The 17,136-nt window shown below is 55.0% G+C and carries 10 protein-coding genes and 1 pseudogene; 2 read left to right on the forward strand and 9 right to left on the reverse strand.

What is annotated here, in order from left to right:
- Positions 1-30: 30 nt before the first annotated feature.
- The gene (locus GN242_RS19400) at positions 31-306 is read right to left on the reverse strand and encodes a hypothetical protein (protein ID WP_231617117.1); all 276 of its coding nucleotides are present in this window, start codon (positions 304-306) and stop codon (positions 31-33) included.
- A 64-nt stretch (positions 307-370) separates the two neighbouring features.
- Between GN242_RS19400 and GN242_RS19405 the strand changes: the two are divergent.
- Positions 371-1,774, forward strand: a pseudogene (locus GN242_RS19405) (ISNCY family transposase).
- Positions 1,775-1,944: 170 nt separating this feature from the next.
- Here GN242_RS19405 and GN242_RS19410 read toward each other — a convergent pair.
- The 4 genes from GN242_RS19410 to GN242_RS19425 all read right to left on the reverse strand — a co-directional run bounded on the left by GN242_RS19410 (position 1,945) and on the right by GN242_RS19425 (position 5,954).
- A complete protein-coding gene (locus GN242_RS19410; protein ID WP_156288053.1) occupies positions 1,945-4,533 on the reverse strand; it encodes an AAA family ATPase in 2,589 nt (862 codons plus the stop codon).
- 404 nt (positions 4,534-4,937) lie between these two features.
- Complete coding sequence (locus GN242_RS19415; RefSeq protein ID WP_156288054.1) at positions 4,938-5,243, reverse strand: type II toxin-antitoxin system RelE/ParE family toxin; 306 nt, start codon at positions 5,241-5,243, stop codon at positions 4,938-4,940.
- Positions 5,240-5,524, reverse strand: a complete 285-nt coding sequence (locus tag GN242_RS19420) for a damage-inducible protein J (protein ID WP_156288055.1) — start codon at positions 5,522-5,524, stop codon at positions 5,240-5,242. Before GN242_RS19420 ends, GN242_RS19415 begins: the two co-directional genes overlap by 4 nt.
- The gene (locus tag GN242_RS19425) at positions 5,496-5,954 is read right to left on the reverse strand and encodes a VENN motif pre-toxin domain-containing protein (RefSeq protein ID WP_231617118.1); all 459 of its coding nucleotides are present in this window, start codon (positions 5,952-5,954) and stop codon (positions 5,496-5,498) included. The genes GN242_RS19420 and GN242_RS19425 overlap by 29 nt, the downstream gene beginning before the upstream one ends.
- Positions 5,955-5,999: 45 nt before the next feature.
- Between GN242_RS19425 and GN242_RS19430 the strand changes: the two genes are divergently transcribed.
- Positions 6,000-6,179, forward strand: a complete 180-nt coding sequence (locus tag GN242_RS19430) for a SymE family type I addiction module toxin (protein ID WP_156288057.1) — start codon at positions 6,000-6,002, stop codon at positions 6,177-6,179.
- A 57-nt stretch (positions 6,180-6,236) separates the two neighbouring features.
- Here GN242_RS19430 and GN242_RS19435 read toward each other — a convergent pair whose 3' ends face one another.
- The 4 genes from GN242_RS19435 to GN242_RS19450 all read right to left on the reverse strand — a co-directional run bounded on the left by GN242_RS19435 (position 6,237) and on the right by GN242_RS19450 (position 17,111).
- Positions 6,237-6,521, reverse strand: a complete 285-nt coding sequence (locus tag GN242_RS19435) for a hypothetical protein (RefSeq protein WP_156288058.1) — start codon at positions 6,519-6,521, stop codon at positions 6,237-6,239.
- A complete protein-coding gene (locus tag GN242_RS19440; protein WP_156288059.1) occupies positions 6,493-7,101 on the reverse strand; it encodes an adhesin in 609 nt (202 codons plus the stop codon). The genes GN242_RS19435 and GN242_RS19440 overlap by 29 nt, the downstream gene beginning before the upstream one ends.
- Before the next feature lie 84 nt (positions 7,102-7,185).
- Entirely contained in the window at positions 7,186-7,542 is a 357-nt protein-coding gene (locus GN242_RS19445; RefSeq protein ID WP_231617119.1) for a zinc ABC transporter substrate-binding protein, read from the reverse strand.
- 8 nt (positions 7,543-7,550) lie between these two features.
- The gene (locus GN242_RS19450; RefSeq protein ID WP_156288060.1) at positions 7,551-17,111 is read right to left on the reverse strand and encodes a hemagglutinin repeat-containing protein; all 9,561 of its coding nucleotides are present in this window, start codon (positions 17,109-17,111) and stop codon (positions 7,551-7,553) included.
- Between the last annotated feature and the right edge of the window lie 25 nt (positions 17,112-17,136).

Consider the following 17,136-nt stretch of genomic DNA (forward strand, 5'->3'; position numbering starts at 1 on the left):
TCTGCGAGCAACGATAGCGGATATTTATTTTTACTTTAATATGCTGAGTAATTCACTCATCAGCTCAGAAGCATCCTGTTTATAGTCCGATTCCCACCGTTTTTGCCAGTCAGTGGGTTTACCCTCCTGTTCCCATTCAGAAAGAGCGCATGCGTTGATGATTTCTAATTCAAACCATAGCTGATGATATTCGGCCTTGCTTTTTTCATCCTCAAAAAGCTCACTTATCCGATCGAGGTATTCTGCATAGCTAACAAAGCGTGCAAAACTAACCAGATCATTCAATGACTGATAATGTAACAGCAAAGTTGTAATGTCCGCCTTGGGCTAAGTTAAGATGTCCGGCGTGTATAATCAAGTAAGGATTACCATGACGGCTCTCGCAGCGGAGTTTTTCACTTTGGATGAAGTTAACCGACTCAAGATAATTCAGGACGTCATCGACCGGCGTCTGACAACACAGATGGCAGCTCAGCGGCTTGGGATATCCGACCGTCAGTGCCGCCGTCTTCTTGCGCGTTATCGTGAAGATGGTCCACTTGGAATGACCAGCCGTCGCCGTGGTAAAGCAAGCAACCATCAGTTGCCGCAGGGACTGGCTGCTTATGCGCTCAATATTATTCGAGAACGCTATAACGATTTCGGCCCGACACTGGCCTGCGAAAAGCTGTCTGAGGTTCATGGCGTACATATTTCCAAAGAAACTGTGCGTAAGCTGATGACTCAGGCCAGTTTGTGGGTCCCACGTAAGCAACGTGCGCCAAAAATTCAGCAGCCTCGTTACCGTCGTGCCTGTGCCGGTGAACTCATACAAATCGACGGCTGTGATCATCACTGGTTTGAAAACCGGGGACCTAAGTGTACGGCACTGGTTTACGTAGACGATGCAACCAGTCGTTTAATGCAGCTTCGTTTTGTGAAATCTGAGTCTACTTTCACCTATTTTGAAGCGACCCGTGGCTATATCGAAAAACATGGTAAACCGCTGGCACTGTACAGCGACAAAGCCAGTGTATTCAGGATCAACAATAAAAATGCAACCGGCGGCGACGGCGATACACAGTTTGGCCGTGCGATGCATGAACTGAACATTCAGACCATCTGTGCAGAAACCAGCGCAGCAAAAGGTCGTGTTGAGCGGGCGCATCTGACCCTTCAGGACAGACTGGTCAAGGAACTCAGGCTTCAGGGCATCAGCACCATGGAAGCTGCAAACGCATTTGCCGAAGAGTTCATGAACGATTACAACCGACGTTTCTCAAAAGCGCCTCGCTAGGAGTTCGATGTTCACCGGGAACTGGATGTCGATGATGATCTTGATATGGTGTTTACTTGGCGTGAAGCCCGCCGCGTGTCGAAATCACTCACGGTGCAATACGACAAAGTGCTTTATCTCATTGAAGACAGTGAATTCAGTCGTCGGGCGATTGGTAAATATATTGATGTTTGGCATTACCCTGACGGACATAAAGAGCTCCGGCTTAATGGCGTATCACTTCCCTACTCCACCTATGACAAACTGTCTGAAATCGATCAGGGTGCCATTGTGGACAATAAACGTCTTGGCCGTGCGCTGGAAATGGCGCAACTGGTGCAGGCCGAACGGGATAATAACCGGTCACAATCAGTGCCATCCGGTGACGGCCCTTCACGCAGGCGCAAAGCCCCTACGACGAAGAAATCCCAGCGTTCTTTGGATCAGGACGATATGTTCAATGCACTTGTAAAACTTCAGTCGCGTTCTGAAGAAATATTTGGGAAGAAACAGATATAAAAAGCCCAAGTGATTAATTCGGACCATTATTCCTGTCAGTTTTTAGTCTGAGTAACATGTGTAGCAGATGCTACTTCGTCGTAATAGCCTATCAAAGGTTTCCTGTCTATCGGAACTTCTGTGCCTTACAAATAAGGCACAGAACCCACAATATACAAGCAATTTAGCAGTTAAGAACGTTTCCTATCACGTTGAAGTTCTTCTAAAAATTTTGACACCAATTCAAGGTCTTGGGTTATCTCATCAATTGTCGGATATGGGTCACCAATCTCTGAAGCACTGTCATGTCCAGTGAAATATGTACTGCACTTCGTCATGCTAATTTCAACACGATCAATGTCATTTTGGGACAAATCAAGTAGGCGTGATAAACGCTGTGTAGCAACTCCTCTTTCAAATCTTGTTACTACTTTGTTGAGCAATTTTTCTTCTACAAGCCTTTCCCAGCATTCACGTAAGAGACCATAAAATGAACGTGATGCAAGTCTAAACTCTGCTACAGTCCCTTCCTTATCTATCCGTCTTAGCTTTTGAACTTCCGAGCGAAGATAGCTTATGCGCCTTCCTGTTGTTAAAGCTTCCCATGGTGGTGAATCTCTAACAATACCGGCATAACTGCGCGATCTATCTAAAGCAATTCCATCGTGCAGTGCATTCGTTGATTCGGCCGCTTCGAGCAATAGTTTATAAAAAACGATATTATGGGTGAAGATAATAACTTGTCTCTCCACTGATTCTTTAACTAATCGCAAAGCAACGCGACGACTCCATTCATGGCTCAAAGAATTTACTGGATCATCAAATATTACAGCTGATTTTCTTTTATCAGCCTTCATCTCAGCAAGAAAACTTGCTATTGCTATACAACGTTGTTCTCCTTCACTAGCAACCTTGGCTACAATTGGTTCATTTGCTTCAGCAATAACTAATTTAAATTGCTGTTGTCCTGTACGATTACGTGAATCAACATTTACGGTGAAACGATTAAAACCAAATGCATTAAGCTCATGATTAAATGCTTGAATTAGTGGTTGAACAATTCCAGTTCTGTAAAGCTGGGAAGCCAGATTTGATATTTGCCGAGTTCCGCAGTCAGAAATCACCTTTTCCCATTTTTTAATTATCTTATAACGTTGAATATTACTTCTTATAGATTTATTGTTTTCCAGGGCATACTTTTTATCTTCGATAAGTTGTAGTTCTGATTCATTTTTTGATATTAGTGACAGGAGATCATCGTCTGTTTGCAATGATTCGATTTGTGTCGTTATATTGTTAATTATGGAGTCAATGAACGAGATGCAACTTGTGTCAATAGTGTTATCGTTATTCCACCCTGTGAAATCCGTAGAGCACAATAATTCTTTCCGCTGTTGTAGATCTGAAAATAATTTTTTAATTGAGTCGCTAATACCGACCTGAAATGATTCAAGCAACGTTAAAGCAGCTTGATAAGGAACTAAGTTAATATTGTATGATTTTATTTTTTGAATGGCGTTAGAATATAATAATTGTGCATCTTTAGCATCGCTGGACGTTTTATCAGTAAGATATCTATTCAATGATGCTTGATTATGTTCACTCTCAACCCCTACTTTTTGCAGGCACAGAGGGCAAATATCCCCATTTTTTAATGGGAACGATTGTGTTTTCGCATCATGCGCAATGAATTCCTTTGCAGCTAACCAAAGAGTTTGCCAAGTCAACCCAGCTACGTTTTCTAAAGGTAGCCCTTGTAGGGTTGCTTGTCGTAATTCTTCTGCCGTAATTTGCTTGAGATTTCTATCTATGAATAATCCTTGAATGTATGTTATTGCATTATCATCTAGCAACTTTAATGTTCTTTCACAAAAATCCTTCAAAGGATTAATGACACTCTTATTATGATTGAGAGTTTTTTTTGTTTGCTCTGCTGTCTGTAATTTAAGTTGTGCAATCGACTGTCTTAATGGTTCAATTCTGAATAACTCCGCAGGCGATGCTACATGTTCTCTCAGCTCCGACTCCATTGTTTCAGAGCTTATGTTGTTAATAAATTTAGCTGTTAGACTTTGAGATTTGCGTTCAGTGAGAGTGATTAATCCATTTCCTGGCATTATATCTTCTTCAGCAATCGCTTTAACTTTATTTATAGCATTTATTAATTCTGAAAGTAGATTAAGCCCCGCAGGTTTAAATCCAAGGCTATCTTCTTTATTTACATAATGATGTGCAGATGAACTATCGAAAACACGTATTGATTTTAGAAGATCATTACTTTGAAATTTTTTATCCCATGAGAAATCTCTAACACCGCTATCACAATTAACCGAGATTTTCGCTTGAGGGGGAGGATTTGTTATTGAAAAAACATTACCGATGATTTCAGGACTATCACCTCTTGTTAAACATGCGTTTTTCAAAATTGATGCGTAACTTGATTTACCAGCACCATTATCACCATAAACAATAAATAAGCCACTTTGTGGGAATTTTAATGTCTGATTTTCTGCTAATGCAGCAATCCCCTTTACACTCGAAAGAGAATTTAGCGAAACTTCATGTTGTTCAGATTTATATCCAGAGAAATCAATATTAGAAGAATAGTATGAATAATTAATATCATGATCTTCTAAGCCATTTTCCATTCTTGCCACATGAAGTATTTCATCGAGGCAGTTTTGATTTAATTCACCATGCCTAAGAGCCAGTCGAACTGAGTGTCTCCACCAAACAGGTTTGTTCTGAATCCACTGAGCAATCTCCTCAATAGGTGCCATCGTCTAGCCTCTTCATAATCATCGGTTTAGGTAGATATCATATTTGAGAGGGGCTGTATCATCAATCCAATAAGTTGAATGAACATAGTAATGTGATCGGAGGTATCTTTTGTTTGTTATGGACATTTGAACTTTGCCCCACCCCGGACATCTCTACTTAGCCTTGACACCGGCCCGCTCGTTGAGGGCGGGCCAGGCTGTGAAGCTCTGCGGGACGGCTGCGCATAATACCCGCACATTATGTTTAATGGCCGTGCGCCGGGAACTGCCTTACAGAGGGCATAGGCAGCAAGGCCCGGTGCGCAGCCATTTACCCCCGCGCACACTGATGCTGATGAAGGCAGATCGCCGCAGAGTCGCGGCGCTCTGCCGTCCACGGAACCACTGCTCTCACAGGGAACCGGCTAACTTTTCTGATAACGACCCGCTATTTTTCTGGCAGTATGCAGGACACGCAGGATACTGACCACCTTCCCTTCAACGACATAGATGATGATGAACGGGAAGCGGGGCACCACCAGTTTACGATGCCGCGCTGTTCTTCCGGCTTTTGTACCGGCCAGCGGATTCTCTTTAAGGATGCCAGTCATGCTGACGAACTTATCGTCTGTAGCGCTGGCTACCGACAGGCCAGCTTCCTGGTACAGATAACGGAAGATGGCCTCCCTGTCTGCCTGAGCCTGCCTTTCCCAGCGGATCGTTTGTGTCACAACCTGCCCCGCGCTGCCTGCGCTTTCAGTTCGTCCATTCGACTGCTCATCTCATCATCACTGATGAAGCTGGCTTCACCAGCATCATAGCGACTGAACGCCGCTGTTATCTGCTGTTCGAGCCAGGCATCATGTTGACCGTCCTGATACTGTCGCTCCTCTGCAGCAAGCTCTTCAGCCCGCTGACGCATGATTTCCGTCAGGCTGGTCTTCTGCCGCTCTGCCGCCTGCATCGCCAGACGCTTGGTTTCATCATCTATCCTGAAGTGGATTGTGCTCATTTTGCATGCTCTTTGTGGTGTCGACTGTGGTGTCGACTGTGGTGTCATTATGACTTTTATTTTCACCGCTGTCAGCGGAACATTCCGCCGGATGTGTACTCGTATGGACCGCCTGCAACGCACGGATACTCACCTGCGTGCTGCCGCCGCTCACCCCCGACGCTATCCCTGCGGCCAGCGTGGCCAGCGCGCTCAGGTTTTCCTTCTGCCCTGACGTCAGCCTGCTGCTGTCCGCCGTTCCGTACAGCGCCAGCGCTATGGCCGGGGCCGCAAGCTCTCCCGTCACGCCGCCCGCTGCACCCGCCGCCGCACTTCCTCCGCTCAGTTCCGCCACCACGCCACCCAGCAGCGCATGCCCCAGCGCGTTGCTCGCCTTCTCCTGTGTGCTCTGCTCTCCGTACGGCTTGTTCTGCGTCGTCAGGCTCTTCACCACGCCCGCAAGATACGGCGCCGCATCGTACCCGACAGCGCCAGGGTGAACCAGCTCACCACCCGACAGCTAGAGCCGGAAGTGATAACCACGCTGAAGCAGCTCTGTAAGAAGCTCTCCGACCGTAAACAGCGGGAGATAGCGGCGTTTATTGAACTGGTTACCACGCCGCAGAAGCGGCCCCGGAAGATACCGGAAGGGAAGGTGGAGTGGCGGCTTGTTTGAGGTAACTGGCCGGTTATAAAGTAAAACCCCAGCCACTGAAGGCTGGGGCTTGTCAACTTACTGGTTTGTTTTTTTACTGTGCTTATGCTCTTGTAACCGGGCTTTTATCCAGATACCAATTCCCGACAACATCCCAGCAGAAGTACCTACTTTTACAGAATACAAAATATCCTTTTTCCAATCGAAAGTTAAAATATCAGTTTTGAAAAACGCTATTGCCCTGCCAAGAAGACAGCCTGTCATTGTTATTAAAAAAACAGAAATAATACATAGTATTACCAGCGCAAGCAGAGTGTTTAAATTAACATTTCGATTATTTTTTAGTTGATTTATCAGCTTCATCGAGTGTTCCTTTTACTGTATTACCAACGGCTTCACTGGCAACTGATCCTCCAATATTGCTGATAATATCTGCCGTTCCTTCTTTTACAGAAGTTCCTAAAGTTCCGGATATAACCTTGCCTGTACCGCTACCAAGCACGGATCCCAACCCGGTACTAATAACAGAGTTCGTCGGATCTTCACCTTTAATACCACTTCCAATCGCAGCACCACCCATATTTATTCCAGCTGATGTACCGATACCTTTACCCGTAGTAACTGCTGCTGTCACGCCAGCCATAATCGCATCCACGTAGCTGAATGGATCATTTCCGCTGAGCTGGGCAACAGAGTTAACCCCCATACCGATTGCCGCATTCAGCGCCATTCCCTCTTTTATCGTGGTGCCAAGCACACTGCTCCCAAACATCAGCGGCGCATCACCAATACTGGCGTTCGATTTATGATAACCCCAGGTATTCATAATGGTCTGCGCTTTAGCCATAGCCTCAGAGTCAGGATTTCGTTTTATATAATCCTGCCCCGATAGCAGACCTTTAACCAGCTCCTGCGACACGGCCGGGCCATATTCCTTCTCCATTTCACAGGCATATTACTGAACCTCCAGCGTGGCTGGAGGTTTTCTGTGCACAAATAAAAACCCAGCACGATGACTGGGTATTTATTATGATGGGCCAACCCATGTTAATTTAGGTTTCAAATCGTCAGGTACTATATTAAAAAGCTTTTTTATATAAATAAGATGTTGATTGTAATTTGGTGACACATCCTCATTACATTTCTCAACGTAATACTTTGCTTGGTTATTTAAAAACCATATATCGTGTTCTGTAAAATTCTTATCCAGGATAGATACGGTCAAATTATGAACAAGTTCAGCTTCCAGATAACAAGATAAGTTCAAGCTTTTTTCTTTCTTTTCAAGTCGCTGTAGATTTCGTATGTAAGGTAGTGCAAGCCCTAACATTTTCACGTATATTTCATTTTTATACATGTAGCTATCCACTTGATTAATATTCATAAAATATATCACTTTCTTTTCGGCATCGAAGAGGCTCCAGCCGGAGCATTTTTAGTCTGAGTCCACGAGCCATTTTGTATAAGTTTTTCAACATACGAAACATCTCCTGTTTTTTTATATATTTCCTGAGCTGCAACCATCCTGTGATTACCTTCAGATATATAGTAACTTCCTTTGCTATCAACATATCCAGCTATACGCCCTTCAGGTGCTGTAAATTTATAATTACCACTCACCATATCGTTTTTAAGCTGATCTACCTGCTGTGGATTCCGTAATCCAACTTGCATACTTTTTATTGCGAATGGAATGCCACCTTGAGATAAGTTGGTTAAGGTAGATCTTGCTAATTGTACTAACTCCTTTGTCACTAACCCACCCGAAAGCAACATGGCCTGATTTTCCGGATCAGCAACCAACGTCGCAAATTTTACCCAGTCCGGCGTAGTGACATCTATCTTCGTCAGATCCTGCGAGTTCCAGTACTGAACATAGGCTTTCGCCTCATCATCACGCATGACATCCAGGCCAAAAATATCACCCATCCATTCAGGCCGTTCCGTCGCCTGAATCCCGCCTTCAGCCAGTGGTTTGTCCCATTCTTTGGCCGTTAGGGGTTTATCTTTCAGGTTACTGTCAACCTGTGCGCTTTGCTCGTCACTGATTTTTTTCCATTTATCAATGATGGGCTGGCAGTTCTCACCGGCGCTGCGGCAGGCCTGCATTTCCTTATCAAACGTCAGCGCCTGATCTGAGTGCAGATAGTTATTCTCCACCGCATTTTTCCCTGCCTGAGCACCCGTCACCGCATCCGCCGTACTGCCGCCGCTCACCCCCGACGCTATCCCTGCGGCCAGCGTGGCCAGCACGCTCAGGTTTTCCTTCTGCCCTGACGTCAGCCTGCTGCTGTCCGCCGTTCCGTACAGCGCCAGCGCTATGGCCGGGGCCGCAAGCTCTCCCGTCACGCCGCCCGCCGCACCCGCTGCCGCACTTCCTCCGCTCAGTTCCGCCACCACGCCACCCAGCAGCGCATGCCCCAGCGCGTTGCTCGCCTTCTCCTGCGTGCTCTGCTCTCCGTACGGCTTGTTCTGCGTCGTCAGGCTCTTCACCACGCCCGCAAGATACGGCGCCGCACCCTGCGCCAGCGCCCTCCTGATGTCCCCTCCGGCCAGACCCTGTAGCGCGCTCACCACCGCATTCACGCCCGTGCTCACGCTGCCGCCCGTCTGCGCGCCATTCCGGCTCAGGGCATCCTCATACGCCAGCTGCCACGCCTTCTCCTTCACCGCCTGCCGGCTGTCGTCCACCACCGGATCGACACGTTTCGCATCCGCAAGCTCCGCCCCCGCCCGGCCCTCATACTCCCGCTGCCGGGCTTTATCCGCCAGCGCTGCCGTCGCCTCACGCGTTGCCTTCGTCGCCTCGTGCGTGTTGTAGATGTCCAGCGCCTGCGAGGCGATATCGCTCACCAGCTGCGCCTGCTGCAGCCGTTTCTGCTCTTTCTCTTTGTTAAAGATCGGCGTGATGCTGCCGTCGTTGGCATGCGCCGTATCACGACTCAGCCCGCTCACGTCCTGCTGCTGATTCGCAGTGTCGCGCACCGTGAGGCGGCCCGCGCTCACCGCCGACTTCGTGGTGCCTTCCGCATGGCCCTCACTCCCGGAGCCGGATACCGGCAGGGCGCTGACGTTGCTTAACAGGTTCGCACCCACCGGGCCGCCGCTGTTAAAGCCCGCGCTCTGGTGTTCGGTTTTATAGTCCGCACGGTTATGGATATCTGACCAGCCCAGCGTCCCGGTGTCCAGCCGGTTTTTATCCGCCGCCGCCGTCGAGGATATCACCGCCCCGTCAAGCCGGGTATGCTCACCCACCCTGATATCATAGCCGCCGCTGCCTGCATACAGCCCTGTCTGCTCTTTCACCGAGTCGAAGCGACTCTTCATCCTGTCGCGGCTGACGTTCACGTTAGCCGACCCGGTCATGGAGCCGAACGTGAAGCTGCCGCCCGCGCTGACGTTCTGCTGCTTCGCATCGTAGCTGTCGCTGTCCTGCTCCGAGGCCAGCGTCAGATGGCGGCCGACGTCGGCTGCCACCGTCTCTCCGCTCACCTGCGCGCCCCTGAGGGTGGTGTCGCGACCGCTGGTCAGGCTGACTGCGCTGCCCGCGTCCAGCGTGGTTTCGGTATGCGTCAGACCGCGGCCCGTCTCATGGCCTTTTCCGCCGTTGACGCTGGCCGATACGCTGATGCCGAAGCCGCCGGATCCCACCCCGATCCCCACGCCCACGCTGCCTCCCCTGCTGCTGTTTTTACCGTCGGTGCTTTCCGTGTTCTGCGCGGAGAGCAGATGAATATCGCGGCCGGCGTCGAGCGACAGGTCTTTACCCGCTTTCAGCTGGCTGCCCGCGATGCGGATATCCCCGCTGTCCGGCCCGTTTCCCCGCCCGGTGGCGGTGATGCTCAGGCTGCCGCCCGCCGTCAGGCTGCTCCCCTGCGACTGGCTGCTTCCGGTCACCGTCTCGCTCTTCGAGGACTGGCTGCCGTAAGAGAGGCTGACGCCGACGGTGTTGGTCGCCCCTTTTGCTGCGCCATCAGCGTCTTTACTCATGCCGCCGGCGGCATTTTTCGCATCCGCGGCTTCCGTCACGGCACTGTCATGATCGTAGGCCTGCACGCCCTGTGCGCCCGAGAGGATCGCCTTGGTGCCCTGCAGCGCCTGCAGCCGCCCGTCGCCCTCTTTTCTCGCCTGCTGTGCCGTGCTCACCGCCGTGTTCACCGCGCTTCCCACCGTACCCGACAGCGCCAGGGTCAACCCGCTCTGCCTGCTTTCAACGCTCTCCTCACGCCGGCGCTTATCGTAGCCCGGGTCGATCTGCACGCTGTCACCGGCGATCGACAGGTCTCTGCCCGCCACCAGGTCGGCGCCGCCGATATGGACGCGGTTCCCCGCCGTGATGCTGACGTTACCCTGGCGGCTGCCCACCGTGCTCACGCTCTGGCTCTGCGTGGTGGCCTTTTCATCAACCTGATGCCGCGTTGACTGGCTGCCCACCGTAAAGCCGATGCCGCCGCTGCTCATCAGCCCGCTCTTCTTCTTCTCCTCCAGCAGATAGCGGGACGCCGTCTCCGTCGCCGCAGCGATCTCAGCGTTGTTGCCCGCCGCCAGCGTCACGTCCTTATCCGCAACGATGGCGGAACCCCTCACCGCCAGGTCACGTCCGGCACTCACGCTGACGCTTTCACCACTGAGCAGGGATCCCTGTTCGTGAGTGTCGCGGTCGTCCTGCACCCTGTGGCTGCTGCTTTTCGACAGCACGCCTTTTTTCTCGCTGCGCTCCTCCGAGAACGCCGACTCACGGTCGGTGGCGCTGTTTATCAGCACGTCCCGCTTCGCCTGCAGCGCTATCGCGCCCTCCTCGCTGTGCAGCGTGCTGCCCGTAACGGCAATATCGCTTTCACGGGCAATGACCGTCACGCCGCGCTGGCCGCTCAGGGTGCTGCCCGTGCCGCTGTCGCGCACCGTTTCCCGCTCACGCCGGCTTCTGGTTTTGCCTTCGTGCGTGTTTTCATTATCCTGGTCGCTGACCACCCCGCGCGCCTCCCGGACGGTCACCGCCTGCGCGCTGACCCCGACGTTGCCCTGCCGGCTGTCAACCTGTGCGCCCTCCATCAGCAAACTGTTACCGGCCACCACCGTCACGCCCCCGTCGCCGCTCAGGGTACTGAGCTGCAGGCGGTCTTCCCGGCGGGTGTTGCTCACCGAGGAGGTGCGGCTGCTGGCGGTCAGATGCGTGGTGTTGGTGGTGGTCTCCGCCAGCAGCTTCACCCCGCCCCCGGCCTCTGCCCGGATGCTGCCGCCCGCCTTCGCCTGGCTGCCCTGGAGCGTGATGTCCTGCCCGGCGCGCAGGCTGAGGCTGCTTCCGGCACTCAGCGTACTGCCCAGCGCCTGCTGCCACTCGCCGCTGACTGTCGCCATCCGCGTGCCGGCCTCTTCCCGGCCCGCGCTGGTGCGGTTGCCCATCGCACCGGATATCACCGCCAGGCTGGCCGTGTGGCTGCTTCTGGCGGCACCGATGTCAAGGCTGTTCTGCGCGTTCAGGCTGAGGCTCTGCGTGGCATCCAGCTTCGCCCCCTCAAGGCGCACGTCTTTACCATTCAGGGTGATGTCACCGGCGCTCATCGAGGCCTGGCGCAGCGCATCCTGAAGGCGGGTGCTTAACGTCAGGCTGCCGGCCGTCACGCTGATGCTGCCGGCGCGGATATCTCCGCCCTGATGCAGGAAGCTGTCCGCATCAACGTTCAGCGCCCGGTCAGAGACCAGGTTAGCAGCATTGTTCAGGCTGTCAGCCGAGAGTTGCAGGCTGCCGCCCGCTATCAGCGCACCGTCGCCGGAGAGGCGCACCGTGCTGTTAGCCAGATATACTTTTGGCACCCATACCGTCTGCGGGCCACCGGCCGTATCGACCGTTTCACTCACCAGCCAGACGATATCCTGTTGCAGCGCCGCAATCTGTGCCGGCGTCAGCGCCACGCCGGGCACCAGATGGAAGTCCTGCGCCACGCTGCCGCCGTTGTTCATCAGGCGCTGATACTGCGCCATGGCGTCTTCGCCCTTCTCCGGAAGTCGCCCGGTCAGCGTCAGCATCTGTTCACGCACCAGGCGCTGCTCGTAGAAGCCATCGCCAAGGCGTTTAACCACCTGTGCAGGATCGTATCCCACCAGCCCCAGCAGATAGTCACTGCTGATAAACCGGCTGCGGCTGGTAAAGCGCGCGTCGGTGACCACCAGGAAAGGGCTGCCTGCGGCGATCTGCTGCCGGAACAGGCCGTTATCCGGCACGGACATTGCCACCCGATCGGGGTGCTGTTGACCGGTCAGCGCCAGCTCACCCGGGGTTAAGGGGCGGCTGCCGGAGGAGAGATCCACCGCCAGCGGGTTACGCTCCTGCTCGGCGCGTTCTGCTTCCGCCGCGTTCTGCGCCGCCGCAACGCTGCTAATCTGCGCCTGATTAACCGTCACGTTTTCGATGCCGGTTCCCTGAATGGTCACCGCGCCATTGCCGGTGAGGATGGCATCAATGGTGGTCAGCGCCGTGGTTGTATCGTGATCAAAAGTCGGATACCAGTGGTTGGTGTCACGGTCGTAGTGGTCAACAATATGTTCCTGACGCCGTTCGTTAACGGAATAGCCTCTGTTAACGATATTTTTAGCACCCGCAATATTCAGACTGCCGCCGGCGCTCAGGGTGCTGGCGTCATTCAGCAGCTGCCCGGTAACGCGCAGCACCATATTGCCCCCCGCCAGAATATGCGCGCCGGTACCGGCCGAGACCAGCCTGTCCCGGGTGACCGTGCCGGTGACCGTGCGCTCGCGCAGGTTGTTGTAGTCACTCACATAGGGGGCAGCGGCAATATCTATATGCCAGTCCGGATCCCACTGCTCCAGCTCTCCCTGATCGTGCTCGCGCCAGACGGTGTTCTGATAGGGTGTGGGGACGTTGTTCTGACGCTGCCCGCGGGTTTCGTAAAACGTCATGGCATAGCTGCCGTCGGCGTTGGGCTTCAGGGACAGGTAGTTCACCCACAGAACGGTCATCGCGCCCCGGTTGTTTTTCACCCGTACCTGAGCGCGTCTGGCTCCGGCATCAATGGCCAGCAGCGTGCCGTAACGGTTGTTCGCAGCCGCCGCGCTGTCGTTGAAGGTCAGCCGCTGGGTAGTAGGCGCCATGGTGTTTACGCTGTGGCCCACTTTTGAGCCGTAGGAGCGCCAGTAGTAGTTATAGCGGTGCCACCTGTAGTCGCTGCTCACCGCGTTGCGGGCGATGTTCAGCCCCACGCGCAGGTTGTTGAGGCGCCCGGCCTCCACCGTGATATCCCCATCGGCTTCGATGCTGGCGGCGCGGTTTTCAATCAGGTCGTCGCTGCCAAGACTGAGGCTGCCGCTGCTGTAGAGCAGGCTGCCGTCGCGGTTGGTCAGGCGCTCGCTGGCGCGCAAATCGAGGTGCCGGGTGGCGGCGATCGCCGCATCGCGGCCGTAGTTGTCGATGATGCGTGCGCGCACCGTGATGTCATCGCCGATCAGGGTGGCCGGGTTATCCAGCGAATCAACGTTAAGCGTCAGGCTGTCAGCCTCCAGCCGGCCGCGGTTAATCAGCGTTCCGGTGGTCAGTTGCAGCGTTTTACCCACCAGCGCGCCCTGGTTGGTGAAGTGCCGGCTGTTAAGCGTCAGGCTGCCCGGCAGTAACCAGTCGGTCAGACTGGTCAGCACGCCGGCCACGGAGAGCGTCAGGGTGCCGTTGCTGCTCAGGGTGTCGCCCGCCCGGTGGGTGTAGTCCTGCAGGACAGAGAGGTTCAGCGCCTGCTGGCTGAGTAGCGTACCGCCCTGGTTGTTCAGGGTGCTGGTCTGCACGGTTAAGGTGTCACCGCTCTGCACCACGCCACTCTGGTTTAACAGATTAAGCGCAGGGGCCACCGCGCTGCGGGCGCGACTGTCACTGCCCTGAATCGTCAGCGCCCGGTTCGCCAGAATGCGTCCCCGGCGGTTATCCAGCGTTTCCAGCAGTGAGAGCGTGAGCGTGCCGGCGCTTTTCAGCTCCCCGGCGCTGTTATCCAGCGAGCGAGCCGTCACAGCGGTGTGCGTGGTGCCCAGCAACACGCCGCCGTCGCGGTTGTTCAGGCTATCCGTTTGTATGGTCAGCGCGCCCTGGCTGCTGATTTGCCCTCGGGTCTGGTTACTGAGCTGCGCGGCGTGCAGATCCAGCGCCCGGGTAGCAACCAGCTGTCCGCCCTGGTTGTTTACGACATCCGACGCGATGGTCAGCGCATCGCCGCTGTGTATTTTTCCCTGCTGGTTACTGAGCGTGGTCACACGGTAGATGCCCGCGCCACGACCCACTACCGTGCCGTTCTGGTTATCCAGCTGCTGTGCGGTCAGGTCAAGCCCTGCGCCGCTGCTGAACACGCCCTGGCGGTTGTTAATCTGGCCGGCAGAAATCAGCTGGTCGCCGTTACTTTTTACCGTGCCGCCGTGATTATCCAGCAGGGTGAGAACGTTCAGGCCAAGCTGCTGCTGGCCGGCTATCATCCCGCCTTCGTTCTGCAACGCATCCGCGGCAATCTTCATGTCGCCGCCACTTTCGAGCTGCCCCCGGCGGTTATCCAGCGCGTTATCAGCCTTCAGCTGCATCTGCTGAAGGCTGGAGATCAGGCCGCCCTGGCCGTTATCGATGCTGAGTGCCGCGACGGTCAGCGCATCGCCCGCCAGCATCTGCCCTCCGGCGTTGTTCAGATGACCGCCGGCCGCACCGGCGGTGTGGCCCTGTACGGAGAGCTGCCGCTGTGCGCTGAGGTTCCCTGCGCGGTTGTCAATGTCCCCGCTGACGCCGATCGCCAGCTCTGCGCCTGAGGCCATGATGCCCTGCCGGTTATCCAGCGTGGCGGCGGTCAGCATCGCGCCCTGCCCGCTCTGCACGTTTCCGTCACGGTTAACAAAGCGGCCGCTGACCGCTGACCAGCTCCCCTGCGTACCCATCCATCCCCCGGTATTGAAAATATCGGCGGCAGTGAGGGTCTGGGTCTGCCGGCTGAAGAGGCGTCCTCCGCTGTTATCCAGCGCGCGGGTGAGCTGCATATCCAGGCTGTCCAGCGACTCAACGGATCCCTGCCCGTTGAGCAGGCTGTCGGCCTGAACCTGCACCGGCCCGCCCGCTGTCAGCTGACCGCCGGCGTTATTAATAGCGGCTTTGGCGATGATATTTAACGCTGACTGACTCTGTAACGAGCCGCCCTGATTATCGAGGTTTCCGGCTTCCAGCGTCAGGCTGCCGTTGCTGCCCAGCGTACCGCTGCTGTTATCCAGCAGGCCGTCGATCTGCCAGCGCTGCGCCGCATTATCCAGCGCGACCAGCCTGCCGCGCCGGTTGGTCAGCGCGGCACCGGTCAGACTGAGCTGCCGGGCTTCGATGCTGCCGTCGCTGTTATCCAGCAGGCCGGAGAGCGCAAAGCGGCTTGTTCCCGCGCCCGTCTGGGACCAGATGCTGCCCCGGGCAAAAAGGCTGCCGGCGTTGATATCCCAGCGTCCTGCGCCGATCTGCGCCTGCTGCGCGTCAACGTCTGCTGCGCTGTTCACCACCAGTTCGCCGCTGTCCACGCTGGCCCGTTGCAGCGCCACGCCGCCTGCCTGCGCGTCAATGTTCAGCTGACGCGCCGCCAGCGTACTCTGGCTGAGATCGACCCGCCGGCCGCTGATGCTGACCGTTTTTTTGCTTAACAGGCTGCCGCTGGCGCTGATATCGCCCCCGGCGGAAAGCGTTAAATCCGCTTCACGCGTCAGCGTACTGTTGATATCGCTGCCCGCCAGCAGGCTGCCGCTGCCGGTCATCGACCGTTTCGCCTTCAGGCTGACGTCGCCCGCCGCCGCCAGCGTGCCGGATTGTTTCAGCCCGCCATCGCGGCTCTCCACTGAAAGAGTGCCGCCGCTGTGCAGTTTGCCTTGGTGTTCAATATCGTCTCTGGCAGCCAGCCGGATATCGCCGCCCGCCTGCGTGACCGCGTCCTGAGCGCCTGACTGCCAGGTGAGTTTCCCGTCGCTGCTTACCGTCAGCGTTTTCTCTGCCTGGATATGCCCGCCCTGGTTGCGCACCCCGACGCCCGCTTCGGTTCCGATCATGCGGATCTGGCCGCTGTACATGCCGCCCATCTGGCCCATATCGATGGCCAGCTCCGGCGCTTTACCGTCGGCGGCCAGCGCGTTCACCGTGTGGGTATCGGCGCTGATGTGGTTACGGCCCGCCACCACGTTCAGCCCCTGTTTCGCCCGAACACCGGCGTTGATCTCAACCGCCCGCGCCAGCACATCCACATATTCAGTATCATGCCGGGCATCGCCATTCAGGCCGCCGCCCTCAATGCGGACGGTGCCGCGCTCCACCCGGTAACCGGCCAGGCTGCCGTCGGGGTTCAGCTCTGTTTTACCGGTGGTCAGCGTCATGCGCCCGGCGTTGATGGTGCCGCAGCCGTTGCAGACAATCCCTGCCGGGTTGGCAACAATCACCTGCGCACGTCCCCCCGCCACCTCAAGAAAACCGCGCAGTTCGCTGGGGCTGTTGCTGTTCACTTCATTAAGAATGACGCGGGCAGGGGCGGCGTTCTGCTTAAGATTCGGGTTACCCTGGATCATCCCCGCCAGCTTTGTTGAGGTCATTGAGGCGGAGTTATTGAGGATGGCGCCGCGCTTATCGACATCGAACTGGCGGTACGGGTTATGGGATACGCCGGCCTTATTCGGGGCAGTGATATTGACCTGCGGTAAGCCGTTTTGGGTGGTGATGACCTGCGGGCGCTGACCTGCCCCGGCCTTACCGTCTGCGACGATACCGGCGGCGAGTGCCGGAGCGGCAGACAGCGACAGGCCGAGCATCCAGACCGCGCGACGTACCGTTACCCACAGACGCGGAGCGCCGGTACCACGGCTCTGCCCCGGCTCACTGCTGCAACTGCGGGCCAGTTCAGATACCACCCGCAGCTCCCCGTGAGTGCGGCTGAAGATAAGGCGATAACAGTGTCTGTTCATGATTTTCGTCCCTGAAAAATACGGT

This window comes from Erwinia sorbitola (assembly GCF_009738185.1).
GTDB lineage: Bacteria > Pseudomonadota > Gammaproteobacteria > Enterobacterales > Enterobacteriaceae > Erwinia > Erwinia sorbitola.

Bases quoted from the DNA above. Each gene is read 5' to 3' on its own strand.
- GN242_RS19445 (WP_231617119.1), bottom strand. From the start codon at position 7,542: ATGAATATTAATCAAGTGGATAGCTACATGTATAAAAATGAAATATAC.
- GN242_RS19410 (WP_156288053.1), bottom strand. From the start codon at position 4,533: ATGGCACCTATTGAGGAGATTGCTCAGTGGATTCAGAACAAACCTGTT.
- GN242_RS19440 (WP_156288059.1), bottom strand. From the start codon at position 7,101: ATGGAGAAGGAATATGGCCCGGCCGTGTCGCAGGAGCTGGTTAAAGGT.
- GN242_RS19420 (WP_156288055.1), bottom strand. From the start codon at position 5,524: ATGAGCACAATCCACTTCAGGATAGATGATGAAACCAAGCGTCTGGCG.
- GN242_RS19435 (WP_156288058.1), bottom strand. From the start codon at position 6,521: ATGAAGCTGATAAATCAACTAAAAAATAATCGAAATGTTAATTTAAAC.
- GN242_RS19450 (WP_156288060.1), bottom strand. From the start codon at position 17,111: ATGAACAGACACTGTTATCGCCTTATCTTCAGCCGCACTCACGGGGAG.